At 74.9% G+C, this 24,658-nt stretch carries 18 protein-coding genes and 2 pseudogenes; 10 read left to right on the top strand and 10 right to left on the bottom strand.

What is annotated here, in order from left to right; genetic code table 11:
• Positions 1 to 185: 185 nt before the first annotated feature.
• Positions 186 to 1,937, bottom strand: coding sequence for a carbohydrate binding domain-containing protein (locus JNW98_RS21280; protein ID WP_223769854.1), 1,752 nt, complete (start codon positions 1,935 to 1,937; stop codon positions 186 to 188).
• Positions 1,938 to 2,180: 243 nt separating this feature from the next.
• Positions 2,181 to 2,606, bottom strand: coding sequence for a rodlin (locus JNW98_RS21275; RefSeq protein ID WP_223769853.1), 426 nt, complete (start codon positions 2,604 to 2,606; stop codon positions 2,181 to 2,183).
• Between the two features lie 723 nt (positions 2,607 to 3,329).
• Here JNW98_RS21275 and JNW98_RS21270 point away from each other — a divergent pair.
• The 3 genes and pseudogenes from JNW98_RS21270 (at position 3,330) to JNW98_RS21260 (ending at position 6,851) form a co-directional block, all read left to right on the top strand.
• Complete coding sequence (locus JNW98_RS21270; RefSeq protein WP_223769852.1) at positions 3,330 to 4,343, top strand: isopenicillin N synthase family dioxygenase; 1,014 nt, start codon at positions 3,330 to 3,332, stop codon at positions 4,341 to 4,343.
• A gap of 195 nt (positions 4,344 to 4,538) precedes the next feature.
• Positions 4,539 to 5,826: pseudogene (locus JNW98_RS21265) on the top strand (MbnB/TglH/ChrH family RiPP precursor modification enzyme).
• Positions 5,823 to 6,851, top strand: a complete 1,029-nt coding sequence (locus JNW98_RS21260; protein ID WP_223769851.1) for a TIGR04222 domain-containing membrane protein — start codon at positions 5,823 to 5,825, stop codon at positions 6,849 to 6,851. The pseudogene JNW98_RS21265 and the gene JNW98_RS21260 overlap by 4 nt, the downstream one beginning before the upstream one ends.
• 10 nt (positions 6,852 to 6,861) lie before the next feature.
• Here JNW98_RS21260 and JNW98_RS21255 read toward each other — a convergent pair whose 3' ends face one another.
• On the bottom strand, positions 6,862 to 8,073 hold the full coding sequence (locus tag JNW98_RS21255; protein WP_223769850.1) for an MFS transporter: 1,212 nt from the start codon (positions 8,071 to 8,073) through the stop codon (positions 6,862 to 6,864).
• Between the two features lie 100 nt (positions 8,074 to 8,173).
• Here JNW98_RS21255 and JNW98_RS21250 point away from each other — a divergent pair, with 100 nt between their 5' ends.
• On the top strand, positions 8,174 to 9,085 hold the full coding sequence (locus JNW98_RS21250; RefSeq protein WP_223769849.1) for a LysR family transcriptional regulator: 912 nt from the start codon (positions 8,174 to 8,176) through the stop codon (positions 9,083 to 9,085).
• A gap of 13 nt (positions 9,086 to 9,098) precedes the next feature.
• On the opposite strand, the pseudogene JNW98_RS21245 reads toward JNW98_RS21250, so the two are convergent.
• Positions 9,099 to 9,886: pseudogene (locus JNW98_RS21245) on the bottom strand (putative hydro-lyase).
• A gap of 113 nt (positions 9,887 to 9,999) precedes the next feature.
• Entirely contained in the window at positions 10,000 to 11,412 is a 1,413-nt protein-coding gene (locus tag JNW98_RS21240; protein ID WP_223769848.1) for an FtsW/RodA/SpoVE family cell cycle protein, read from the bottom strand.
• Between the two features lie 499 nt (positions 11,413 to 11,911).
• Between JNW98_RS21240 and JNW98_RS21235 the strand changes: the two genes are divergently transcribed.
• Positions 11,912 to 12,985: a S1 family peptidase gene (locus JNW98_RS21235; protein WP_223769847.1), complete on the top strand. Its 1,074-nt coding sequence runs from the start codon at positions 11,912 to 11,914 to the stop codon at positions 12,983 to 12,985.
• A 68-nt stretch (positions 12,986 to 13,053) separates the two neighbouring features.
• Here the strand turns inward: JNW98_RS21235 and JNW98_RS21230 are convergent, their stop codons facing one another.
• Both JNW98_RS21230 and JNW98_RS21225 read right to left on the bottom strand, forming a co-directional pair.
• Positions 13,054 to 14,106, bottom strand: a complete 1,053-nt coding sequence (locus JNW98_RS21230; RefSeq protein ID WP_308015641.1) for an NAD(P)-dependent alcohol dehydrogenase — start codon at positions 14,104 to 14,106, stop codon at positions 13,054 to 13,056.
• Between the two features lie 96 nt (positions 14,107 to 14,202).
• Positions 14,203 to 14,838, bottom strand: a complete 636-nt coding sequence (locus JNW98_RS21225; RefSeq protein ID WP_223769846.1) for a hypothetical protein — start codon at positions 14,836 to 14,838, stop codon at positions 14,203 to 14,205.
• A 108-nt stretch (positions 14,839 to 14,946) separates the two neighbouring features.
• Here JNW98_RS21225 and JNW98_RS21220 point away from each other — a divergent pair, with 108 nt between their 5' ends.
• Positions 14,947 to 15,843, top strand: coding sequence for a helix-turn-helix transcriptional regulator (locus JNW98_RS21220; protein ID WP_223769845.1), 897 nt, complete (start codon positions 14,947 to 14,949; stop codon positions 15,841 to 15,843).
• 19 nt (positions 15,844 to 15,862) lie between these two features.
• Here JNW98_RS21220 and JNW98_RS21215 read toward each other — a convergent pair whose 3' ends face one another.
• Together JNW98_RS21215 and JNW98_RS21210 are read right to left on the bottom strand one after the other, a co-directional pair.
• Entirely contained in the window at positions 15,863 to 17,164 is a 1,302-nt protein-coding gene (locus tag JNW98_RS21215) for a mannosyltransferase family protein (protein WP_223769844.1), read from the bottom strand.
• Positions 17,165 to 17,256: 92 nt separating this feature from the next.
• On the bottom strand, positions 17,257 to 17,955 hold the full coding sequence (locus tag JNW98_RS21210) for a TetR/AcrR family transcriptional regulator (RefSeq protein ID WP_223769843.1): 699 nt from the start codon (positions 17,953 to 17,955) through the stop codon (positions 17,257 to 17,259).
• A gap of 104 nt (positions 17,956 to 18,059) precedes the next feature.
• Between JNW98_RS21210 and JNW98_RS21205 the strand changes: the two genes are divergently transcribed.
• From JNW98_RS21205 to JNW98_RS21190, 4 genes are all read left to right on the top strand, one after another.
• On the top strand, positions 18,060 to 19,580 hold the full coding sequence (locus tag JNW98_RS21205) for an MFS transporter (protein ID WP_223769842.1): 1,521 nt from the start codon (positions 18,060 to 18,062) through the stop codon (positions 19,578 to 19,580).
• A 208-nt stretch (positions 19,581 to 19,788) separates the two neighbouring features.
• Positions 19,789 to 20,856: a hypothetical protein gene (locus JNW98_RS21200; RefSeq protein WP_223769841.1), complete on the top strand. Its 1,068-nt coding sequence runs from the start codon at positions 19,789 to 19,791 to the stop codon at positions 20,854 to 20,856.
• Positions 20,857 to 20,993: 137 nt separating this feature from the next.
• Positions 20,994 to 21,437, top strand: a complete 444-nt coding sequence (locus JNW98_RS21195; RefSeq protein ID WP_223769840.1) for a large conductance mechanosensitive channel protein MscL — start codon at positions 20,994 to 20,996, stop codon at positions 21,435 to 21,437.
• A 210-nt stretch (positions 21,438 to 21,647) separates the two neighbouring features.
• Complete coding sequence (locus tag JNW98_RS21190) at positions 21,648 to 23,774, top strand: ATP-binding SpoIIE family protein phosphatase (RefSeq protein ID WP_223769839.1); 2,127 nt, start codon at positions 21,648 to 21,650, stop codon at positions 23,772 to 23,774.
• A gap of 161 nt (positions 23,775 to 23,935) precedes the next feature.
• Here JNW98_RS21190 and JNW98_RS21185 read toward each other — a convergent pair whose 3' ends face one another.
• Positions 23,936 to 24,313 carry a hypothetical protein gene (locus JNW98_RS21185; RefSeq protein WP_223769838.1) on the bottom strand — a complete coding sequence of 126 codons (378 nt, stop codon included), beginning with the start codon at positions 24,311 to 24,313 and terminating at the stop codon, positions 23,936 to 23,938.
• Positions 24,314 to 24,658 lie beyond the last annotated feature (345 nt).

Here is a 24,658-nt window from a genome sequence, read left to right as displayed (position 1 = left end):
CCGGACCGGCCGACGGGTGCCTTGACCGACTCCATAGGTGTCGCGGCCGCCTCCGCGCGGGCGTGGGCCACCGCGCCGCGAGACCCCACATCGTCCCGCGCGCCCCACCGGAGAACGGTGCGCCCTCAGGGGAACGGCACGGGGCCCGCCGGCCGTCCGGCGGGCCCCGCGTACCGGACGACGCGTCAGCCGAGCGCGATGTCGTCCGCGAGGACGGCACCCTGCCCGAACCAGCCGTGTACGTAGACCGTCACCCGCCCGGTGGAGTCGGTCGTGAAGGGAACGGACAGCCGGGTCCAGTCGCCGGCGGACGCCCAGCGGCTCGCGTTCGCCCCGCCGGAGACGCCGAGGAACGCGTAGTCGCCCCGCACCCAGCCGGTGAGCGTGTACGAGGTGGCGGGGGAGAGGGTCAGGGTCTGCCGGCACTCGCCGGTCCCGCCGCCCGCCGGCGCGGTCCGCAGCGCGTAAGAGCCGCCGTGCACCGGGCTCTTGACCACCGAGGCGCCGCCGTCGCACGTCCACGGCCCGGTGCCGCCCGACTCGAAGTCGCCGTTGACCACCCGGCCCGGCGTGCCGCCGCCGGTGACGGTCAGGGCGAACGCTGCCGTGTGACTCCCGGAGGGCGCGGTGCCGGTCACCGTCAACGGGTAGGTGCCGGGCGCCGCGTCCTTGGCGACGGTGAACGTGAGCCGCGCCGACTCGCCGGCGGTCACCGACGACGGGCTGAACTCCGCCGTCACGCCCTTCGGCAGACCGCTCGCCGCGAGTCGCACGGTCTGCGCGGGCCCGGACACCGCGCGCGTGGCCACGGTCGCGCCGGCGGTACCGCCCGGCGGGACGGAGGCGGCACCGGGTGAGACGGCGATCGAGAAGTCCTGCTCCGTCGACCCGCCGCCGGTGAACGGCGCGAAGGTGTGGGTGAAGTACCAGGTGTCCTGGACGATCCCCGAGCACGTGTCGGAACCCTTGGTACCGGGGCAGCCGCCGTTGTCGCGCTGGAGCGCCCAGAACGAGAGGGTGTTGATGCCCTTGCCGACGGCCCAGTCGTAGACCTTGACCGCGTCCTGGGTGGTGAACGTCTCGGCCGGCCCGTAGTCGTCGATGCCCGGCATCTCGGTGACGCCGACCATCGCCCACCGCTGGGCGTCGCTCTTCCCCGGGTACAGGGCGCCGAGTTGGGTGTGCAGGCCCTCGGCGGCGGTGACGGTGTCGGCGGCCATGTCGTGCTGCGCCCCGTCGTAGTAGTCGAACGTCATGATGTTGACGACGTCCACCCGGGCGCCGTTGTCGACGGCGTTGCGGAGGACGGCGAGTCCGCTGTCCGCGAGGCCCCGGGTGGTGGTCGGCAGGGTGTAGGCGATCTGCACGGTCCGACCGTTGGCGGCGGCCCAGTCCTGGACCTTCTTGATCGCCTTGTTGCGGCGGTCGATCCCGGCGGTGTTGGTCAGCGAGTTGTCCTCGATGTCGAGGTCGAGCCGGGTGACGTCGTAGGTGGTGATCACCTTTTCGAACGCCTCGGCTATGCGGTCGACGTCGGTACAGCTGTCGGCGAGTTCGGTGCCGCCGTTGTCGGCCGCGTACCCGCCGAAGGACGGTATGACGTCCCCGCCGCGGGCGCGGATGGCCGTGATGTCGGAGCCGAAGACCGACGGGTCCACCGGCTTGCCGGTGTCGCCGTTCCAGTAGGGCGTGCAGGACCCCTTGGCCTCGGTCTGGAGGAAGGCGAGGGTGAGGTGCTTGGCTCCCGACTTCTCGGCGAGCGCGGCCGGGCTGTCGGAGCCGTACGTCTCGAAGTAGGGCGCGAAGACCCGTGGGGGTAAGGGGACGGCGGCGGGGGCGGCGGTCGCCGTGCCGGCGCCGCCGAGTGCGAGTCCCGCGCCGGCGAGCGCGGTGGCCAGCGCGGCCACCACGGCGCGGAAGGGCTGGCGTCGTCTCAACGGATACTCCCGGTGGCTGAGTGGTGCACGGGGTGGGGGCGGTTGCGCGCTGAACATCGTTGGACTGGACCAGAGTTGCGTCAAGGGGCCAGGGCCCGGGAATTCCCGTCCGCCCGGCGGAGGGGGAACCGCGGCCGGACCGGAAATAGGCGTGCCCCCGGCCGGGGGCACGAAAAAAAGAATCCCCCCGGCCCGGCACGAGTGCCGGACCGGGGGGAATCCCCTGGGACCGCGGGGCTTTCGTCAGCCCTTGTGGTAGCCACCCTTGTCGTAGCCGCCGTTGGCGGAGCCGTTGCCCGACAGGATCGGCAGTTCGTCGAGGATGTGCGACAGCGGGTCGTCGCCGTCGCTGATCGTCGAGTTGTCGGCGCACACCTGCTCCTGCTCCGACGACAGGATCGGGATGTCCTGGAGGCCGATGTTGATCAGGGCCACGATGTTCTGGACGTTGACCCTGCCGAAGCCGAGGCAGAGCTTGTTGAGCGAGCCCTGGATCAGGCTCATCTGCGGGCTTTCCTTGCCACCGGTGTGGGTGTTGCCGTAACCGACCTTGGCGCCGTTCGCGTTGGCGGTGTCCTGCTCGTCGGCGCCGACTGCCATCGCGGGAGTGGCCATGACGCCGATTGCGGATGCCGTGACCGCGGCCGTGGCGATTGCCTTCTTGAGCACGTCTATGCCTTTCGATCGAAGAGGTTCTTTCCCGCTGGGAAGCGAACTGAGTAACTGTGACCTTTTGGGGAAGTTCCGGCATTTCACTCGTTCGCCCCATTGCCGTCTTTCGGCCTACCGGGAGCGGAACCGGCGGCGGCCGCGTGCTCACCCGGTCGGGGGCTCCGCCCGCGTGTCCGGTCACCGGGGGACGCCTGTGGGTGAAGCCGTCCGGACGCTGTGCGTCCGGCTGGTAGCGTGCGGTGCGCGGCGGGTCTTCCGGCCGTCGGCCCGCTCGGACGGCGCCCCCACGCGACGCGCCGGGCGGGCCTGCCGTACGTTTCCCGGCCCTCGGGGCGGTCCGCGCCCGCGATCACTTTCCGTGTCGGCCGACGGGTGTGACGAGGGGGACACCGCGGACCGGCCGGTGGTCGTATACCCTCGTTCGTGTGAATCTGCTTGTAAAGCGACGCCACGTGGACTTCCTGCGCGTCACGAGCATGTCCTGTCGCCTCTCCGGCTGACCCGCGCCCGCCGCCGCCCGTCCTTCTCGACCGGGCCGGGGCGCTCTCCGCGCTGATCTCGCGCGTTTTTCGTATCGCTTTTCGTACCGCTCGCACTTCGCACCGGGCACTCACCCGCTCCGACCGCGCGCGCCCCGCTCCGCCCTGCCCGTATCCGGGCGGCGGTGCGGGGTGCGCGGGGCCCCCGGGCGTACCCGGGCCCTCACGCTGTGGACATCTCATGAACGACAAGCTCCCCGTCATCGACCTCTCCGCCGCCTCCGGCACCCCCGAGGACCGCGCCCGCCTCCACGAGGCGCTGCACTCCGCCGCCCGGGACGTCGGCTTCTTCCACCTGACGGGCCACGGCATCGGCGACGACGAGACCGCCGCCCTGCTGCGCACCATGCGCGAGTTCTTCGCCCTGCCGGAGGCCGACCGGCTCGCCATCAGCAACCTCAACTCCCCCCACTTCCGCGGCTACACACGCATCGGCGACGAGCGCACCGGCGGCAGCCGGGACTGGCGGGACCAGCTCGACATCGGGGCCGAGCGCGCCCCGCGCGTCCCCGCCGCCGACGAGCCCGGCTACTGGTGGCTGGACGGCCCCAACCAGTGGCCCGCCGCCCTCCCCGAGCTGCGCACCGCCGCCCTGCACTGGATCGACCGCCTCAGCGCGGTGGCCGAGCGGCTGCTGCACGAGCTCCTCACCGCCATCGGCGCCCCCGCCGACTTCTACGACGACGCCTTCGCCGACCGTCCCCACCTGCACCTCAAGCTCGTCCGCTACCCCGGCAGCGCCCCCGACGGCTCCGGCCAGGGCGTCGGCGCGCACAAGGACTACGGCTTCCTCACCCTGCTCCTCCAGGACGAGGTCGGCGGGCTCCAAGTGGAGGGCCCCGACGGGGACTTCCTCGACGTCCCGCCGCTGCCCGGCGCCTTCGTCGTCAACCTCGGGGAGCTCCTGGAAGTGGCCACCAACGGCTACCTCAAGGCCACCAACCACCGCGTCGTCAGCCCGCCCGGCGCCCGTGAGCGCTACTCCGTGCCCTTCTTCTACAACCCGCGGCTGGACGCCCGCATCGAGCCCGTACCCTTCCCGCACGCGCACCGCGCCCCCGGCGTCACGCAGGACACGACCAACCCGCTGTTCGCCGAGTACGGCCGCAACGAGATCAAGGGCTGGCTCCGGGCCCACCCGGGCGTCGCCCGGCGCCACCACCCCGACCTGCTGGCCCCCGTGCCCGTGGGGTGATCTGGATCACTCCATGGCCCCCTCGCGTTCCGCCCGACGATTTATAAGGTGAGCGGGCGGAATCACCCGGGGTCCTAAGGCCCCGGGCGCTTGGGGGTGGGGATCATGGATGTTGTGGGGATCAGGCATGCCCCGGGGGTCACGGATGTCCCGGGAGCCATGGGTATCCCGGGGGCCATGGATGTCCCAAGGGCCATGGGTGGCCCGGGGATCACGGAGGCTCCGGGGACGCTGGGGACGGGGATCGGCTGGCGGCCGGAGATCGCGGACGACATCGCGGAGCTGCCGGGTGTCGACTGGGTCGAGGTGGTGGCCGAGAACCTGTGCCCCGGCCACCTGCCCGAGCCGCTGCGCCGGCTGCGCACCCGCGGCCTGCCGGTCGTACCGCACGGCGTCTCGCTCGGCCTGGGCGGCGCCGAGCGGCCCGACCTCGCCCGGCTCGCCGCCCTCGCCGACCTCGCGGAGGCCCTCGGCTCGCCGCTGGTGAGCGAGCACATCGCCTTCGTGCGCTCCGGCGGCGGGCTCCTCCCGTCGCACCGCCTGGAGGCCGGGCACCTGCTGCCCGTCCCGCGCACCCGCGACGCCCTCGACGTCCTCTGCGCCAACGTCCGGCTGGCCCAGGAGGCCCTGCCGGTCCCGCTCGCGCTGGAGAACATCGCCGGTTATCTGTCCTGGCCCGACGAGGAGTTCACCGAGGGCGCGTTCCTCGCCGAGCTCGTCGAGCGGACCGGGGTCCGGCTCCTCGTCGACGTCGCCAACCTGCACACCAACCACGTCAACCGCGGCGAGGACCCCGCCCGCGCGCTCGACGAGCTGCCGGTGGAGGCCATCGCCTATGTCCACGTGGCCGGCGGCCACGAACGCGACGGCGTGTGGCACGACACCCACGCCCACCCCGTCGGCCCGCCCGTTCTCGAGGTCCTCGCCGACCTGTGCTCCCGCGTCACCCCGCCCGGCGTGCTGCTGGAACGGGACGACGACTTCCCCTCGGCGGACGGCCTGGCCGCCGAACTCGACGCCGTCCGCGCCGTGACCGCCCGGACGGCCTGCCGTGCCGGATGACCTCGACGCCGCCCGTCGGCGGCTCGCCCGCGCCCAGCACGACCTGCTCTCCGCCCTCGTCGAGGGCACCCCGCCGCCGCCCGGCTTCGACCCGGACCGGCTGGCGGTGCAGCGCGACGTCCTGCTGGCCAAGCGCCTCCGCGTCGTCGCCAAGACCGCGCCGGAACTCACGGGCATCCTCGGCGGCCGGTACCGGCCGCTGTTCCTCGCCTACGCCGCCGGCCGGCCCATGGAACACGGATACCGCGCGGACGCCCGGGACTTCGCCCGCCATCTGCTGCGCACCGCCGCGGTCTCCGGCGAGCCGGCCCGCCGGCTGACGGAGTGGGCGGCCGCGACGGAGGAGACCACCCGGCCCGGGCCGCTGCGCCGGCTCACGACGGCCCTGACCCGCTCGCGTACGAAAGGCGGCGACCGATGATCCTTCTGCTGCTGGTGACCGTGCTGACCGTCGTCGCCCCCACGGTCTGGCTGCTGCGGCTGTGGTACCTGGGCCAGGGTGACCTCACGCCCGGGGCCGGGCTCGACCGGTTCGACCTGGCCTATCTCACGGGCGGCGCGGGCCGCGTCGCCGACACCGTGATCACCGCCATGCACCAGGACGGGCGCGTCACCGTGGACGGCGGCCGGGTCACGGTCGTCAGCCCCGCCTCGCGGGACACCATGGAACGCGCGGTCCTGCGGCACTGCGGCAACGACTGGACGCGTTCGCTGTGGCGGCTCCGCCGCGACCTGCGCGAGGACCCGGCGGTGGCGGACCTGCACCGGTCGCTGGTCGAAAGGGGAGTGCTGCTGCGGCCGGACGTCCGAAGCTGGTGGCCCCGGGCGATGTGGGTCCAGCTGCCCGGGCTGCCGCTCACGGCCGTCCTCGCCTTCGCGCTGGCCCGGCCCGCCTCGGTGGCGGCCCTCATCCTGGTGGTGCTGGGTACCGTGGCGCGGTTCGCGTGCCGGCCGGAGAAGACGCTGATGCCCTTCACCAAGGAAGGACGCCGGGCGGCGCGGGAGCGGATCCAGGCGGCTCCCTGGAACGAGGCCGACCCGGCCCGTCACCCGGAGGGCGCCGCGGGCGTGGTCGCCGTCGGCGGGACCGGCGCGCTGCCCGAGGGCGGGCTGCGCCGGGAGTTCGAGGCGGTGGCCGAGCGGGAGCCGGTGTCCTCCCGGCGGCGGCGGAACGGCCGCGTCCGGGAGAGCTCCACCGACTCCGGGACGGCATCGTCCTCCTCGTCCCCCTCCTCCTCGTACGCCTGCGGCGCGGTGTTCGTCGTCGGCGCCTCCTGCGACAGCGGCACCACCCGCGACTTCGGCGGCTCGGCGGGGCACACCGGCGGGTTCGTCTGCTCGTCCGACTCCGGGTCGAGCTGCTCGTCGAGCGGTTGCTCGTCCTCGTCGTCGAGTTGCAGCAGCAGTTCGTCGTCGAGCTGCGGCGGCGGCAGCAGCTGCTCCTGAGGCGCCGGGGTCACGGCCGTCGGCCGGCCGCAGCCACCGCCCCGCAGGTCAGCGCCGCGAGGACCGAGCCGGCGCCGAGCAGAACCGGGGTGCCGAAGGTACCGGACAGCAGGGTGACGGTGTAGGGGGCGGCCATGCCGAGGTAGGCGGCCGTCCAGAAGCGGGAGGTGAGCCGGGCCAGCCGGTCCGGCGGGGCCAAGGCCGCGACCTCGGTGAGCCCGAAGGTCAGGCACAGGCCGTAGCCGGCGCCGAGGACCGCCGCCGCGACCAGGCAGAGGACCGCGTGCCCGGAGGCGGCGGCCGGTACGGCCAAGGCGAGGCCCGCGGCGACCGCCGTGAGACCGGCCACGGCCGTGGCCGACCGGTGCCGCGCGGCCAGGAGCCGGGCCGGCTGCTGGACCAGGAGCCCGGCCGCCGGGACGACCGCCGTCGCCACCCCCGCGTAGACCGTGTGCCAGCCCGACACCCCGGTCACCAGGCCGGGCAGCGTGACGAAACCGATCGTCGGGGCGGCGAAGACCCAGGGGGCGAGCGGCAGGACGACCCGCCGGAAGCGCCGCCGGGCGGGCGCCGCGAACGGGACCGGCGGGCCCGCGGCGCGTACCCGCCGGGTCTCCGGCGCCCGCCACGCGAGCAGCCACGCGGCCGAGGCCAGCAGCAGGTGCGGCACGTACGCCGTCACCATCGGGTGCGGCGCCCACTGGGCGATCAGCGCCGACGCCAGGCCGCCGGAGGCGAAGCCCGCCGAGACGAACAGCCCGGACCGGCGGGCCGCGGCGCCCGGGCCGGCCTCGGCGGCGAACGGCGGCGCGGACAGCTCCTTCACCCACGCGCTGCCCGCGGCCAGCAGGGCGCCCGCGCCGAGCCCGGTGAGCAGCCGCCCGGGCAGCAGCCACCAGGTGGCGGCCGCCCCCGCCATCAGCACGCCGGTCGACGCCAGGTTGACGGCCAGCGCGGCCAGCGCGACCGGCCGGCGGCCCAGCCGGTCGGCCAGCGGCCCGCCCGCCAGCAGCCCCGGGACCAGCCCGAGGACGTAGACGGCGAGCAGGCCGGTGGCGGCGGACTCGGTGAGGCCGAGCTCCGAGCGGTAGGCGCCGAGGAGGGAGGAGAACTGGTTGGCGCTCCAGCCCGAGGCCGTCATCATCCACCCCGCCCGCAGACCGTGGCGGGGGCGGGACGGCGGCGCGGCGGCCGGGGCGTACGGGGTCGTGGTGGTGCTCATGGCGGCAGTTGTACGGTCCCGCGGCCGGCCCGCGCCGTACGCGTTCACGAATCGTGAACGCCGGTCCGGGCACGGCGCCGGCGCGCGTACGCTGGCGGGCATGGATCTCCGTCTGCTGTCGTCCTTCCTGGCCGTGGCGGAGGAAGGACACTTCGGGCGGGCCGCCGCGCGCCTCTTCCTGTCCCCGCCCGCCGTCACCCAGCACGTCCGGCGGCTGGAGGCCGACCTCGGCACCCGGCTGCTGCACCGCTCCCCGGTCGCCCTCACCCCGGCCGGCGAGCGGCTGGCGGCGCACGCCCGGACCCTGCTCGCCCTCGCGGACGCCGCGCTCCGGGACGTACGGGACGCGGCGGAGGCCGCCGGGCGGCGTCCGGCCGCGCGCCCGCTGCGGGTGGGGATCATGGGACACGGCTCCGCCGAGCTCACCCCGGCCGCGATCAACGCCTACCGGCGGGCCCGCCCCGAGGTTCCCGTCGAGACCTTCCAGCTGGACTACACCGAGCACGTCAGCGCGCTGGCCGGCGGCCGGGTGGACGTGGCGTTCGTCCGGCCGGCCCCGGACGACGAACGGATCGGCAGCGACGTGCTGACCACCGAGCAGCGCATCGTGGCCGTGCCGGAGAGCTCGCCGCTGGCCGACGCCCGGGACACCGGAGTGGGCCTGGCCGACATCGCCGAGCTGCCCTTCCCCCGGCTGCCCGACCACACCCCGCGCGTCTTCGCCGACTACCTCTACTTCGGCGGCGAGGCCGCGCGGCGCGGCGGGATGACGGCGCTCACCCCGCACGACGTGGTCACCGGCGTGGTCACCGGCCGGGCCGCCGGCAGCGGACTGCGGTCCTTCTCGCGGTACTACGCCTGGCCGGGGGCCGTCTACGTACCGGTGCTCGACGCGCCGTGGGAGAGCAGCCACCTCGCCGTCCGGGCGGGCGACCCCGACCCCGAGGTCGCGATCTTCCGCGCGCTGGCCCTGGCGCTCGCCCGCGACCCGGGGCCGCTGCTCGCCTCCTGACGGGCGGCCGCGGTCACAGGATTCGGTACGCCTCGTCCCGGACGTCCGTGACGAGCATGTGCCCGGGCGCGTGCGTGATCGCGAAGGGCGGCGCGGAGGCCGTCAGGGCGGCCTGCGGGGTGACGCCGCAGGCCCAGAAGACGGGCACGTCCCCCTCGTGGGGGGCACGGGTCGCCGAAGTCCGGCCGCGCCAGGTCGGCGATCCCGAGCTCGGCCGGGTCGCCCGCGTGCACGGGCGCGCCGTGCACGGCGGGCATCAGGGCGGTCAGCCGGTGCGCGGTGGCGACCAGGCCGGCGGGGACCGGGCGCATGGACACCACGAGCGGCCCGCGGAGCCGGCCGGCCGGGCGGCACTGACGGCCCGTCACGTACATGGCCACGTTGCGGCCCTGCTCGACGTGGCGCAGCGGTACGCCCGCCGCGCGCAGGGCGCCCTCGAAGGTGAAGCTGCACCCGATGAGGAACGCGACGAGGTCGTCCCGCCAGACGTCGGTGACGTCGGTGGGCTCGGCCACCGGCCGGCCGTCGCGCCAGACGCGGTACCTGGGCAGGTCGGTCCGCAGGTCGGCGCCCCGGGGCGAGCGGGGTGGTGACGCCGCCGGGCCCGGTGACGTCGAGGACCGGGCAGGGCCGCGGGTTGCGCTGGGCGAACAGGAGCACGTCGTAGGCCCAGTCCGCCGGGACGGCGATCAGGTTGGCCTGCGTGTGGCCGTCCGCCCAGCCCGCGGTGGGCTCGGCGCGGCCGGAGCGGAACGCGGCCCGGGCCGCGGCGGGGGTGGTGGCGTGCGGGGGCGTGCGCATGGGCACCTCGCCGGGTGTGGAGGGGCGGTGCGGTGTCCGACGATAGGGATTGTTGAACAACGTGGCAAGAGGGCGTGCGGAAGCAAGAGGGCGCGCGACAAAGGGAGTTGGCGTCAGCGGCGGATCAGGCGCGTCTCCTGCTCGTCCACCCCGGCCGCCGCCGGGTCCGGGTCCGGCCGGCGGGCCGCGTCGCTGATCTTGAGCAGGATGCCGACGAGCACCCAGGTGGCGACCTGGGAGGAGCCGCCGGCGGCGAGGAACGGCAGGGCCTTGCCGGTGAGCGGGATCAGCCCGGTGACCCCGCCGCCGACCACGAACACCTGGAGCGCGAGGGCGCCCGTCAGCCCGGTGGCGAGGAGGGTGCCGAACGCGTCGCGGGCGCCGAGGGCCGTACGGAAGCCGCGCTCGACGAGGAGGGCGTAGAGCAGGAGCACGGCCATCAGGCCGGCGAGGCCCAACTCCTCGCCGACCGTGGTGAGGATGAAGTCGCTGCGGCCGGCGAAGCCGATGAGGTCGGGGTGGCCCCCACCGAGCCCGGTGCCCAGGACGCCGCCGCTGCCGAAGCCGAACAAGGCCTGGGCGGACTGGTCGGAGACGATGCCGGGCGGGCGCGGCGTGTCCCAGTAGGACATCGGGTGCAGCCAGGCGGAGACGCGCCCCTTCACGTGCGGTTCGAGGCTGCCGACCACCGCGGCGCCCGCGGCGAACATCAGCAGGCCGGACACCACCCAGCCGCCGCGCTCGGTGGCCGCGTACAGCATGATCACGAACAGCCCGAAGAAGATCAGTGAAGTGCCCAGGTCCCGTTCGAAGACGAGGACCAGCAGGCTCAGCAGCCACACGGCGGCGATCGGCCCGAACTGGCGGCCCCGGGGCAGCGGGAAGCCCAGGACGCGGCGGCCGGTCAGGGCCAGGGCGTCCTTGTGCTGGGTCAGGTAACCGGCGAAGAAGACGGCGATGCCGATCTTGACGAACTCGCCCGGCTGGAAGGAGAGCGCGCCCAGCCGGATCCAGCGCTTGGCGCCGTAGGTGTCCGCGCCGAAGAAGGCCGGGGCCATCAGCAGCACCAGCGCGCCGAACACCAGCACGTAGGTGTACCGCCGCAGATGGCGGTGGTCCTTGAGCAGCGCGGGCACGGCCACGCACACGGCGAGGCCGATCACGCTCCACAGCCGCTGGTTCCCCTCGGTCGGGGCGGCGTGGAACCGGATGGCGTACGCGAGGTCGAGGCGCCGCAGCAGGACCAGCCCCAGCCCGCTCAGGGCCACCGCCAGCGGCAGGATCAGCGGATCGGCGTACGGCGCGAACCGGCGGACCACCAGGTGCCCGGCCCCGGCGGCGGCCGACAGCCCGGCCGCGTAGGGGAGCAGGTCGTCCGGCAGGCGGTCCGCGGTGGCGAGCCCCACGCAGGCGTGGCCGGACAGGGTCAGGAGCACCGCGAAGGCAAGCAGCAGCAGTTCGGCGCGGCGCGCCGGCGGCGCCTCCGGCCTCGTCGGCCCGGTCGTTCGCCTGCCCGTCGCGCCCATGCGTCCCTCGGTTCCCGTGCGGCCGTCGTCCCGGGGTACGGCGGTGCCGCGCCCTCCAAGAAGAGGCCGACGGGCCTCGAACGGTTGCGCGGGGTCAGGGCAGTTGGAGGTTCCGGGGGGTACGGGCGAGGGGCGGTGATTTACGGCCGTTGTGTGCGGAGGCCAGGTACGTGCCCGTGGTCTGTGCCGGTGGCGGGTGCCCGCTCGGGGTGTGGGGTGTGACCTCCGTGAAGGGTGGGTGCGGGTGCGGTACGGGGGGCCGGGCGCCGGGCCGTGGGGCGGCCGAGGGGAGGGGTCGGGGGTGACCGAAACCCCTTGCGTCCCAGGGGTGTCGGTGAACGCCGTACCTTGTAGGCGGACGGCGGCGGTCCGATACTCGGCTCACGTTTGGCATGGACGCGACGACCGGGCCCCGGTGGGACGCCGCCGTCGCTCCACGCCTTCACCTGCCTCCGGGCCCGCCGCCACGGCGGGCACACCCCCCTCACAGGAGGTCGAGTTGACCACACGACGGACACGCGCGCGCCGCGCCGCCCTCGCCGCGACCGCTGCGGCGGTCATGACCGCCACCGCCCTCGGCGCCCAGGGCGCGGGCGCGGCACCCCCGCCGGACCCCACCCCGCTGACGGACGCCCAGGCGGGCGCCCTCGCCGAGCGGATCACCCACGACCTCGGCGACCGCACCGCCGGCGCCTACTACGACGCCGCCGCCCGGAAACTGGTCGTCAACGTCGTCGACGCCAGGACCGCCGCGGCGGTACGGGCGTCCGGCGCCGAACCGCGTACGGTCGCCCGCTCGGCCGGGCAGCTCGCCGCGGCCGTGAGAACCCTGGACGACCAGGCCCGCATCCCCGGCACGGCCTGGTCGGTCGACCCGCGCACCGACCGGGTCGTCGTCAAGGCCGACAGCACCGTGCGCGGCGAACGGCTGGCGCGCCTCGAAAAGACCGTCGCCTCCCTCGGCGACACCGCGACCCTCCGGCGGGTCCCCGGCGCCTTCCGGCCGACCCTCGCCGGCGGCGACGCCATCTACGCCTCGCGGGCCCGCTGCTCGCTGGGCTTCAACGTCACCAAGAACGGACAGCCGCACTTCCTCACCGCGGGCCACTGCGGCAACATCTCGTCCACCTGGTCCGACCGGCAGGGCGGCGCCGCCATCGGCCGGGTGGTGAAGTCCGTCTTCCCGCGCCGCGACTACGCCCTCGTCCAGTACACCGCGAACATCGCCCACCCGAGCGCGGTCAACCTCTACAACGGCGGGCAGCAGACCATCACCGCCGCCGCCGAGGCCACCGTGGGCCAGCGGGTGCAGCGCAGCGGCAGCACCACGCGGCTGCACGGCGGTCAGGTCACCGGCCTGAACGCCACCGTGAACTACGCGGAGGGCACGGTCACCGGGCTGATCGACACCACCGTCTGCGCCGAGCCCGGCGACAGCGGCGGCGCCCTCTTCGCCGGGACCTCCGCCCTCGGCATCACCTCCGGCGGCAGCGGCAACTGCTCGTCCGGCGGCGAGACGTTCTTCCAGCCGGTCACCAGCGCCCTGCGGGACACGGGGGCGCAGCTGCCCTGACCGTTCCGTGCGCCGAGTGGCCCCCGGGTGTCCTTCCGGGGGCCACTCGGCGCGGTGCGCGGTGGCCGTCAGATGGTGGCCGTGTCGATGACGAACCGGAAGCGGACGTCACCGGCCAGCACCCGCTCGTACGCCTCGTTGACGCGCGCGGCCTCGATCACCTCGACCTCGGCGGCGATGCCGTGCTCGGCGCAGAAGTCCAGCGTCTCCTGGGTCTCGGGGATGCCGCCGATCATCGAGCCGGCGAGCGACTTGCGGTGCGTGATCAGGGCGAACGGCGAGACGGCGAGCGGCTTCTCGGGACCGCCGAGCTGGACCATGGTGCCGCCCGGCCGCAGCAGGCCCAGGTAGGCGTCCAGGTCCAGGTCGGCCGAGACGGTGTTGACGATCAGGTCGAAGGTGCCGGCCAGCTCCTCGAAGGTCGCCGGGTCGGAGGTGGCCCGGTAGTGGTCCGCGCCCAGCCGCAGGCCGTCCTCCTTCTTGCGCAGCGACTGGCTGAGGACGGTGACCTCGGCGCCCATCGCGTCCGCGATCCGCACCCCGAGGTGGCCGAGGCCGCCCAGACCGACGATCGCGACCTTCTTGCCGGGGCCTGCCTGCCAGTGGGCGAGCGGGGAGTAGAGGGTCACGCCGGCGCAGAGCAGCGGGGCGGCGGTGTCCAGCGGGATGGCGTCGGGGATCCGGAGGACGTACTCCTCGTCCACGACGACGTGGGTCGAGTAGCCGCCCTGCGTCTGCTCGCCGTCCCGGCCGGTGGCGGCGTAGGTGCCGATCATGCCCGTCTCGCCGGTGCAGTACTGCTGGAGCCCGGCCCGGCAGTTCTCGCAGGTGCGGCAGGAGTCCACGAAGCAGCCCACGCCGACGCGGTCGCCGACGGCGTACCGGGTGACCTCGGCGCCGACCGCGGCGACGACGCCGGCGATCTCGTGGCCGGGGACGATCGGGTAGACGCGGTCGCCCCAGTCGCCCTGGACGGTGTGGATGTCGGAGTGGCAGATGCCCGCGTACTTGATGTCGATGAGGATGTCGTGCGCGCCCAGGGCGCGGCGGTTGATGGTGGTCTTGACGAGCGGGGCCTTGGGGGCCGGTGCGGCGTACGCGGCGACGGTCATGCTGTTCATGCCCTCGATCATGCGAGCCGGCCGGGCGGCCAGCCAGGGCCCCGTTCAACGTAGGTTCGCGGTGCCTACCACTGGCAGGACCACCTTGGGCGGGGGCTACCGGTAGGTGGCCGTGGCCCGGACGCCCTGGGCCGCGGGGCCCACGTCCGCGAGAGGGTGCGAGGAAGAGCGCGGGGGCGCGGGCGCGGCGGAGCACCGTCCCCCGCGATCGCACCCGTTGTCGAACACGACCGCCCGCCAGGTGACCTCTGCGGGGAGCCCCGCGACCCGCCAGCGGACCGTCCAGCGGCCCGCCTTGTCCACGGCGGCCGAAGGGGAGACGAGCCAGCCCCCGCCGGCCGGGCGGGCCGTCGGGCCGGGGGAGGAGCCGGGGCCGGCCGGCCGGGGAAGATCGGGGTCGGGGTTCTCCACCAGCACGTACACGTTCCAGTGCTCCGGCAGCCCGGACACGCGCCCGACGAACTCGACCTCGCGGGTGTCGGGGCCGACCGTCCGCTCGGTGACCGAGACGATGCCGAGAGAGAGCGCCGGAGTGCTCTCGCGGACCACGGGTGACGCGTCGGCCCGCGGTTCCGCGGGACCACCGCCGGGGGAGGAGTCGATGAGGGTCCCGATCAGGGCCAGGACCGCGGTGACGACCGCGGCGGCGAGCGTCTGCCATGGACGCAGGCGTCGTAGGTACGACCTGATCTCCACCCCGCCGCCCTCCCCGGGTTCGCGGACCGTCGGCATCAGGGTGCTGCATGGCCGAAACACGCCGGGGCCTCTCCACGGGATCCGCACAAGGTGAACGCCGGTGACTACCCTCCGTAAACCCCTGGCTCTGGCTAGGGTGGACGGGTGGCGACCAAAGTGACAGAGATCAGCGAATTTCTCCGCTCCCGACGGGCCCGGCTGCGACCCGAGGACGTCGGGCTGACGCCCTTCGGCGGGCGGCGGCGCGTGCCCGGGCTGCGGCGCGAGGAGCTGGCCCAGGTCGCGGGGGTGAGCGTCGCGTACTACACCCGGCTCGAACAGGGCCGGGGGCAGAACGTGTCGGCGTCGGTGCTGGACGCCGTCGCCGACGCGCTCCGGCTGGACGCGGCCGAACGGCACCACCTGCACAAGCTGGCCCGCCCCGGCAACCGGCCGCGCCGCCCGGCCGACCGGCCGCAGCGCGTCCGGCCCGCCGTGCAGGACCTGCTGGACTCGATGGAGAACGTGCCGGCGCACGTGCTCGGCCGGCGGCTGGACATCCTCGCCTGGAACCGGATGAACACCGCGCTGCTCGGCGACTTCGCCGCCCTGCCCCCGCGGCGGCGCAACATGGCCTGGATGGTCTTCCTCGACCCGGCGACCCGGGAGCTCTACGCCGACTGGGACGGCAAGGCGGCCGACATCGTCGCGTTGCTGCGCACGCACGCCGGCTGCTACCCCGACGACCCCGCCCTGGCCTCGTTGATCGGGGAGCTGTCCATGAAGAGCCCGGAGTTCCGGGGGCTGTGGGCCGCGCACGACGTCCGCGACAAGTGCTTCGGGATCAAGGAGCTGCGCCACCCCGTCGTCGGCCCGCTGACCCTGGCCTGCGAGACGCTGGTGCTGCCCGTGGACCAGGACCAGCGCCTGGTGACGTACCACGCGGAGCCGGGGTCGGCGTCCGCCGAGTCGCTGCGGCTGCTGGCGAGCTGGACGCTGGAGGCGGCCGGCGGCACGGCGGCGCCCGCCGAGGGGCGCGACGCCGTGGCCGGCGAGCACTGACGGGCCGGTCTGCGTCGGGTCAGCCGGCCCACTTGCCGGAGGCGAAGACCAGGGTGAGGACGGTCGCCAAGGGGGCCGCCACCGTCAGGTAGGCGGCGCGGACCCACGGCCGGCGGACGCTCGCCACCGCGAGCGTGACCCAGAGCGGCCACCACAGCAGGGTGGCCCGGGGGACGGACATGTACCAGTACGAGGTGCCCAGCGCCCACAGGCTCAGCCCGACGTACACCGCCTCCGGCCACTGCCGCCGCCCCACCAGCCAGGCCAGCAGCAGCACCCCGACCACCATGGCGAGCAGCTCCGCCTGGAACATCGCGGCGTAGCTCGTGGGGTGGGCGTGCGAGAAGGCGCCGTCCCAGGTGTGCAGCCAGGACTCCCACGGCGTGTGGAACTGCCGGTACCAGCCGCGCTCCTGCGCGTGCTTCCAGGCCATCCAGTCGCCGGTGTGGGCCTGGAGGTACCAGCTGTAGGCCAGGGCGGGCAGGGCGGGGAACGCCAGCCAGCCGGCCGAGCGCCACCGCCGGTGCTCCCGTCCGTGCTCCCGCCCGTGCTCCCGCGCGGCCACCAGGAACCGGACGACGAGGGCCGCCGCGAGGAACAGGCCGCTGACGCGGACGGTCGTGGCCAGGGCGCCCAGCACGGCGGCGAGCGCCCAGCGGTTCCGCTGGGCGGCCAGCCAGGCCGGCAGGGCGAAGGCGAGGAACAGGGCCTCCGTGTAGCCGACGGCCAGGAACACCGCGCACGGCGACACCAGCAGGAACAGCGCCGCCCGCGGGCCCGCCCGCTCCCCGGCCTCCGCCGGGAGGTGCAGCCGCGCGATCCGGGAGAGGGCCACGGCGGCCACCGCGCCGGCGGCGAAGGAGATCAGCAGCCCGGCCAGCGGCCAGCTGGGCACCACGGTGTGCACGGCCCGCAGGGCCATCGGCAGGCCGGGGAAGAACGCCTCCCGGTTGTCCGGGTGCGCCGAGCCGGGGGCGCCGGGTTCGGCGAAGTAGCCGTGCTCGGCGATGCGCCGGAAGAAGTCCCAGTCCCAGCGGGCCCACAGCGACAGGAACGAGGGCGCCTCCCGCCCCTCGGGGTCGCCGGCGAACAGCCAGGCCGCGCAGTACCCGGTGATCAGGACGGCGACCCTGGTCAGGGCGTAGAACCCGAGCGCGGCCCGGTCCCCGGCGTCGAGCCGGTCGAGCCGCAGGAACCGGACGACGGCGGCCGGCGCGGCGGGCAGGCGTCCCGGCCCGCGCCCCTCGGGGGGCCGGCCCGCCGCCGCCTCCGTGGGGCACCGCCCCCCGGACGGTGCCTTGGCTATCGGTATCCGGGCCATGCTGGGGCGCCTCCTGGCGAACGGGATCGAGCAAACGGAACGCCACAGCACACCACAACCGCCCCACCCCTCCCAACCCGCGGGCCTGCCCCTTACGACTCCGGCCCGGCCTCCCGCAGTCCACCCAGGCCGTCCAGCAGCCGGGCCAGCCCGAACTCGAAGCGGCTGTCCATGTCCGGCCCGGTGAGCTCTCCGGCGAGCGCGACGAGGTGCGGATACCGCTCGACGGACAACCCGGCCAGCCGCTCCCGCGTCTCCTCGACGGCCTCGGCGGCCGTCGCCCCCCGCTCCTCGGCGGCCGACATGGGCACGGCCTCGTGCAGCACGAACCCCTGCACCCAGATCATGACCGTGTAGGCGCCCATCGCCGTGTCCGCCGGCCCGAAGCCGAGCCGGCGCAGCATCCCGAACGTCTCCTCCAACGGCCCGAGCGCCCGCCCCCCGGGCGCGAACCGCCCGGCGAGCACCCGCACGGCGGACGCGTGCGCCAGCAGGTGCGCCCGCAGCCGGCGGGCGGCGGTGGCGACGCAGTGGCGCCACTCGGCGGGCGCGGCGACGAGGTCGGGCGGCAACGGGACGTAGCCCTCCCAGAGGGCGTCGGCCGCGAGGTCGAGCAGCTCCTCCTTGTTCTGGACGTGCCAGTAGAGGGAGGCCGCCTGGACGCCGACGTCGGCGGCCACCTTCCGCATCGTCAGCCCCTTGGGGCCCTCGCGCTCCAGCAGCCGCAGTGCGGCGTCCGCCAGGTCCTCCCTGGTCAGCGTGGTGTTTCCGGCCGTCCGGCGCGCTGCCATGGTCCTCGCCCTCCCACGGGTTCCGCTCGACGGCTTGCAATCTAACACCGTTAGGCCGACACTAACGCCGTTAGGGAAGCAACTAACGCTGTTAGGGGAGTGGTGTGGGTACGGCACCTCCGGTCCGCGCTCGGCTCGTGCTGCTGACGCTCTGTTCCGGCCTCTTCATGGCCATGCTCGACAACCTCGTCGTCATCACGGCCCTGCCCGCCATCGGCGCGGAGCTGCGGACCGGGACGGCCGGACTCCAGTGGGTGGTGGAGGGCTACGCCCTGGTGTACGCCGCCCTGCTGCTCGGCGGCGGGGCGCTGGGCGACCGGTGGGGGAGGAAGCCGGTCTATCTGGCGGGGCTCGCCCTGTTCACCGGCGGCTCCGCGCTCTGCGCGCTCGCCGGGAGCCTGGGGGCCCTCGTCGCGGGGCGGGCGGTGCAGGGGCTCGGGGCGGCCCTGCTGACCCCGGGCTCGCTCGCCATCGTGCGGCACGTCTTCACCGGGGACGCCGAACGCGCCCGCGCCATCGGCGTCTGGAGCGGGGTCTCCGGCTCGGGGCTGGCCCTCGGCCCCGTCGTGGGCGGCCCCCTGGTCGACCACTTCGGATGGGCGAGCGTCTTCTGGGTCAACGTCCCGGTCGGGGCCGCCGGCCTGGTGCTCGCGTTCCGGGTGCTGCCCCGCGTCCCCCGCTCCGCGGCCCGCGCCGACCCGGCCGGTCAGGCGACCGTGGCGCTCGGGCTCGGCGCCTTGGTGTACGCGCTGGTCGAGGGGCCCGTCCGAGGCTGGGGCGACGCCCGGGTGGCGGGTGCCGGCGCCGTCGCGCTGCTCGGCCTGGCCGCGTTCGCGGCGGTCGAGCGGCGGGCCGCGGCGCCGATGGCGGACCTGCGCCTGCTGGCGGACCGGGGCGCCGGCCCCGCCGTATGGGCCGGATTCGCCGTCAGTTTCGGCTTCTTCGGCCTCGGGACGTTCCTCACCCTCCACTTCCAGTACGTCCTCGGTCTGTCGCCCACCGAGGCGGGCTGGGCCATGGCGCCCTGCACGCTGGCGACCGCCGTCGTCTCGGTCGTCGCGGGGCGGTTGTGTGCCCGGCACGGGCCGCGTCCGCCGCTCGTCGCGGGGCTTCTTCTGGTCGCGGTGGCCCTCGCCGCGTTCGCCGGGTACGGGACCGACGCCCGGTTCGCCGACTTCGGTTGGCTCATGGCCGTCCTCGGTGCCGGCCTCGGTCTCGTCTTCACGCCGGTCTCCGTCGCCGTGCTGGGCGCGGTTCCGCCGGAGCGGGCCGGGGTGGCCTCGGCCACGGCGGGCATGGCCCGGGAGGTGGGCGGGGTGGCCGGAGTCGCCGTCATGGGTGCGGTGCTGACGGCGCGTTTCGAGGCGGTGCTGCGGGACCGGCTGCCCCCGGGGAGCGGGTCCGACGCGACGGCCCTGGTCCATGCCGTGACGGCCGGCGGCGGGCGCGGTCTCGGGCGGGCCGGGGAGGCAGGGGCGGCAGGGGAACGGATCGGACGGGTCGTCAATCAGTCCTACGTCGCCGGACTGCACCTCGCCGCACTGGTGTCGGCGGGTCTCCTGGCCGGTGTCGCGGTGGTCGTCCTGGTGGTGATGCGGGGGTCGCGGGGTGACATCGGGGGCTGAGCGGCCGGGGCGCTGGTGCGTCGGTCCTGGCGGCCCGCTAATGTTCCCCGAACGGAAGCCGGAACCACACGCGTTCACCCCTTCTTCGGGGCCGCGGGAGAGAACGAGTGGGTACCGGACGCGGCGGAGGGAACCCTCAGCGGGGGAACCCCCTCTCCCCAACCGGAATCGTGCAGAGGTGGACACAACCCGAATGCGGGGACAGTTGATGACAGAGAGAGTCGCACAGCGGCGGTCGTCGGGCGTGCGGAAGGCGGCGGTGGTCCTGGCGGCCGGGGCCGTGCTCGCGGGGACCGGGTGGTCGGCCGAGGCAGCTCCGGCGGCGCGGACCGCGCCGGCCGCACCCGACTGCGGCGGGTTCCGCGCGTCCGCCGCACCGGCGGTGCCCGCCGCCGACCAGGGCCAGGTGCCGGAGGTGCCGCCCACCGTGGCCGGCAGCGGCGCGCTCTCCTACTCCGTCGCCTCGGCCCAGGCGCCCATCGGCCTGTGGTCCAAGGCCGGGCTGACCCTGCGCACCCCCGTCGCCAAGGGCGTCGCGCGCCTCGACGTCAGCAGCCGCGGCTTCAGCACCGACTCGGTGACGGTCCAGCGCTACGAGCCCGCCAAGCGCGCCTGGGTGGACCTCGACAGCCGTTCCGGCGGCGGCAGCTGGCCGCACCGCGGGACGTTCAGCTTCCCGGTCTCCGCCCCCAAGGCGAGCGCCAAGCACCCGTACGCCGTCGCCCTGCGGTTCCAGGACCTCGACCGGCCCGGCACCCTGACCGTGAACGCGTCCGTCGCCGACGGCCGGGGCCACACCTTCCGGGCGCCGGCCCGCACCGTGACCGCCACCCGGCCGCAGGTCGCCGTCACCGGCTGGGCGAGCGGCGGCGCGAAGCTGACGCGCGGCGGCGCGGCGCAGCCCTTCACCATCACCGTGCGCAACACCACCAACCGCGCCTACCCGGCGCTGAACGTCAACTACTTCGCCTACGGCGCCGGCAAGCGGCACGCACTGACCCCGAAGGACCTGGTCCTCCAGCAGTACCGGCCGGGCCACGGCTGGGAGAAGGTCGCCCTGACGGCCGGCGGCTGCGACCCGGGCATGGGCGCCACGCTGCGTCCGAACCGGACCGCCCTCGCCTCCGGTGCCAAGGCCGTCTACCGGCTGCGGCTGGCCGTCGCCGGTTCCGCGCCCAAGGACGTGGTCACGGCGGACAGCGGGTTCTCGGTGAGCAACGGCGACCAGTCGTTCGCGAACAAGCGGCTGCCCTTCACCATCCGCGCCGGCAAGTAGCGCGGGGGACGGCAGCGGTTTCGACGGCCGTCGAGGAGCCGCCCGGGGGTGCCCCGGGCGGCTCCGCCGGTTTTCGGCGGGCAAAAGGTAGCGTTCGGAGCGTCACGTCCGAAATGTCCGAACCTCGGGAACCGGTCATGCTCAAGGGATTCAAGAACTTCGTCATGCGCGGCGACATCGTCGTCGTCGCCGTCGGCCTGATCATCGCGCTGGCGCTGAGCACCCTCATCAAGGCGTTCACCGACTCCGTGATCAACCCGATCATCACCAGCCTGCAGGGCGACCACGCGCTGGGCCTCGGCTGGCAGCTCGGCCGGGCCGGGAACAAGGCCACCTACCTCGACCTCGGCGCCTTCATCTCCGCGCTCGTCTACTTCCTCATCTTCATGGCCGTCGTCTACTTCCTCATCGTCCTGCCGTACCGGCACATCCAGAACCGGCGCGGCGTCGTCGTCTTCGGTGAACCGGGGCCCCTGCGGACCTGCCCGGCCTGCCTCTCCGAGGATCTGCCCGCGGCCGCCACCCGGTGCCACCACTGCTGCGCCGACCTCCCCGCGGCGGGGGGCCGGGCACACGTCTGAGGTGAGCGGCGCCCGCCCCGGCCGGGACGAAGACGCCGGCCGGACGCCGCCGGACCGCCCTCGCCCGATCGGCCGAGCGGGATTCCCGGAAACCGGCGGCCGCCCCGCACGGACGCTTAACCGCCGCGGCCGCCGGGAACACTCAGTCCGGCCTCGGTCCGGCGGACCGCGAGAACCGCCGGACCGCACCGAGCAACGGGATGAATCCGCATGGACACGAACGCCGCACCGGACGCTCCGGGGCCGCCGCCGGAGGACGGGGCCGACCTGGGGCGGTGGGCGCTGGCCCAGTTCCCCATCGCGATCGCCGTCTACGACCGGGACAACCGGCTGGTGACCGCCAACGACGAGATGGTCCGGCTGAGCGGCCTCGACCGCGCCGGACTCGTCGGCCGGCGCCTCGACGAACTGCTCCCCGTACCGCCCTTCGAGGAGTTCGCCCGCATCGGTGACGAGGTCCTGCGCACCGGCCGGGCGGTCCGCGCGGACAACTACTTCGTGTCCCCGGGCGACGGCCGCGAACGCGCCTGGGCCAGCTTCTTCACCCCGGTGAAGGACGCCGACGGCCGCACCCGCGGCCTCTCCCTCGCCGCCCTGGACGTCACCGCCGAGTACCGCGCCCGGCAGCGGCTCGCCCTCGTCAACGACGCCGGCGCCCGCATCGGCACCACCCTGGACATGGACCGCACCGCCGCGGAGCTCGCCGAGTCCACGGTCGGCCGGTTCGCCGACTTCGTCGCCGTCGACCTGCTCCCCGACGGCCCCGGATCCGACGGGGAGACCGGCCGGCCCGGCGCCGGCGAGGCCGTCGAACTGCGCCGCACCGCCCGGCGATGGGCGGTCCCCGAGGACCCGTCCACCCCCGCCCCCGCTCCCCTGAACGACACCTACCGCTGCCCGCCGCACTCGCCGCCCGCCCTCGCCCTCGCCACCGGCAAGGCCGCCCGCCACCGGGGCGACGAACCCGCCGTCCGCTCCTGGGCCGAGGACACCCCCGCGCTGCCGCCCGCCGTCCGCGACCGCGGCGTCGGCTCCCTCCTCACCGTGCCGCTGGCCGCGCACGACACCGTCTCCGGGCTGGCCCTGTTCGTCCGGCACCCGGACACCGAGCCGTTCGACGACCACGACCTGCTGCTCGCCGAGGAGATCACCGCCCGCGCCGCCGTGTGCGTCGAGAACGCCCGGCGGTACGCCCGCGAACGCGCCGTCGCCCTGACCCTCCAGCGCAGCCTGCTGCCCGCGCGGCTGCCCGGCCACGCGGCCGTCGAGGTCACCTCCCGCTACCTGCCCGCCACCGCCCAGGCCGGCATCGGCGGCGACTGGTACGACGTGATCCCGCTGTCCGGGGCCCGGGTCGCGCTGGTCGTCGGCGACGTCGTCGGGCACGGGCTCCAGGCGTCCGCCACCATGGGCCGGCTGCGCGCGGCCGTCCGCACCCTGGCCGACATCGACCTGCCCCCCGACGAGCTCCTCACCCACCTCGACGACCTCGTCGTCCAGCTCTCCCAGGACCGCGCGGCCCAGGCGCGGGACGGCGACGCCGGCGACGAGGCGGGGGAGACGGACGCCTCCTGCCTCTACGCGGTGTACGACCCGGTCTCCCGCCGCCTCGTCGCCGCGAGCGCCGACCACCCGCCGCCCGTCCTGGTGACGCCCGACGGCACCGCCCGTTTCCTGGAACTCCCCGCCGGCCCGCCGCTCGGCGTCGGCGGGCTGCCGTTCGAGGCGCTGGAGCTGGAGGTGCCGGAAGGCAGCCTGATCGCGCTCTACACCGACGGACTCGTCGAGGGGAACGGCGCCGGATCCGGCGAGGAGGGCGCCCGGCTGCTGCGCCGGACCCTGTCCGGGCCCGTCGGCGGGCTGGAGCGCGCCTGCGACGACGTCCTCGCCACCCTCCTCCCGGAGCGCCCGGCGGACGACGTCGCCCTGCTGCTGGCCCGCACCCGGGCGCTGGACGCCGAGCGGGTGGGCTCCTGGGAGCTGACGGACCACCCGGCGTCCGTGGCCGACGCCCGCAAGCGCGTCACCGCCCAGCTGGCCGCGTGGGGGCTGGACGAGCTCGCGTTCACCACGGAACTCGTCGTCAGCGAGCTGGTCACCAACGCCATCCGGCACGCCGCGCCGCCCATCCGGCTGCGGCTGATCCGGGACAGCGCGCTGATCTGCGAGGTGTCCGACGGCAGCAGCACCTCGCCGCGGATGCGCCGGGCCCGGGCCTTCGACGAGGGCGGCCGGGGGCTGCTGCTGGTCGCCCAGCTCTGCCGGCGGTGGGGCACCCGGTTCACCGCCGGGGGAAAGACGATCTGGGCGGAGCAGCCGCTGCCGGCGGCGGCCTGAGCCTGGTGAGGGGCCGCGGCCCCGGGCGTGCGGCGCCCGCCGGGCGGCGGAGTGTGCCTCGCGGGCGCCCGCGACGCAGGGACGGGCACGGGACGCGCCGCGGACGGTCCGGCGGGCCGTCGGATGCCCGCGCCGCGCCCGCGTGGTTCCCGGCGGTCCGGTCAGTGCCGGACGACCCGGTAACTGAGCGCCGGGTACGGGAAGTTGGCCCAGTGCAGGCTGCCGAGCGCGTAGGAGAGGTCGCTCGGGTGCCCGGGGCGGCCGGTGCGGCAGTCACGGTCGAAGTACACCTGGATGTCGGCGACGGTGAGGTTGACCGCCGACAGCGCCGGTTCGGCGAGGTTGCGGCACGTTGTATCCGTGATGTCGACCGGGGCCTGTCTGCCGGTCAGGTCCTTGCCGGCGGCGAAGTACGCCACCGGGGCGTTCGGGAAGTCGACGGCCGCGGCCGGCTGGGCGAGGCCCGCGCCCAGCAGCAGCGCGGCGCCGGAGAGGGCGGCGGCGCCACCGGTCAGCAGCTTCTTCCGTGACAGGGGCATGGATGCACTCCGTTTCGGGTTGCGGGCACGTTCGCGGCGCCGCCGCGGACCTTCCGTCCGCGGCCGGGCGCCCCTTGGTCATTGCATCTTCAAATGGTTCGCTTCGGGGCGTCAACAGTCATCTGACCGAAGTCCGTTCGGCGCGCGGCATCCGGCCAGAATGGACCCGTGCGGCCGGTACAGCCGATGCCGCGCGCGTCCCGCCGACCCGCGGCGGGCGAGGAGGGAGAGCACGTGCCGACGTACGAGACCAGCAGGCGGCGCCCCACGGGCCCCGGACGGCGCACGGTGGTGGCCGCCGCCCTGTCGGCCGCCGTCGCCGTACCGGCGGCGCGGGCCGCCGCG

This window comes from Streptomyces huiliensis (assembly GCF_020037025.1).
GTDB classification, from domain to species: domain Bacteria; phylum Actinomycetota; class Actinomycetes; order Streptomycetales; family Streptomycetaceae; genus Streptomyces; species Streptomyces huiliensis.
Note: the sequence above shows the minus strand (reverse complement) of the source record. Positions and strands in the feature narration are given on the sequence as shown.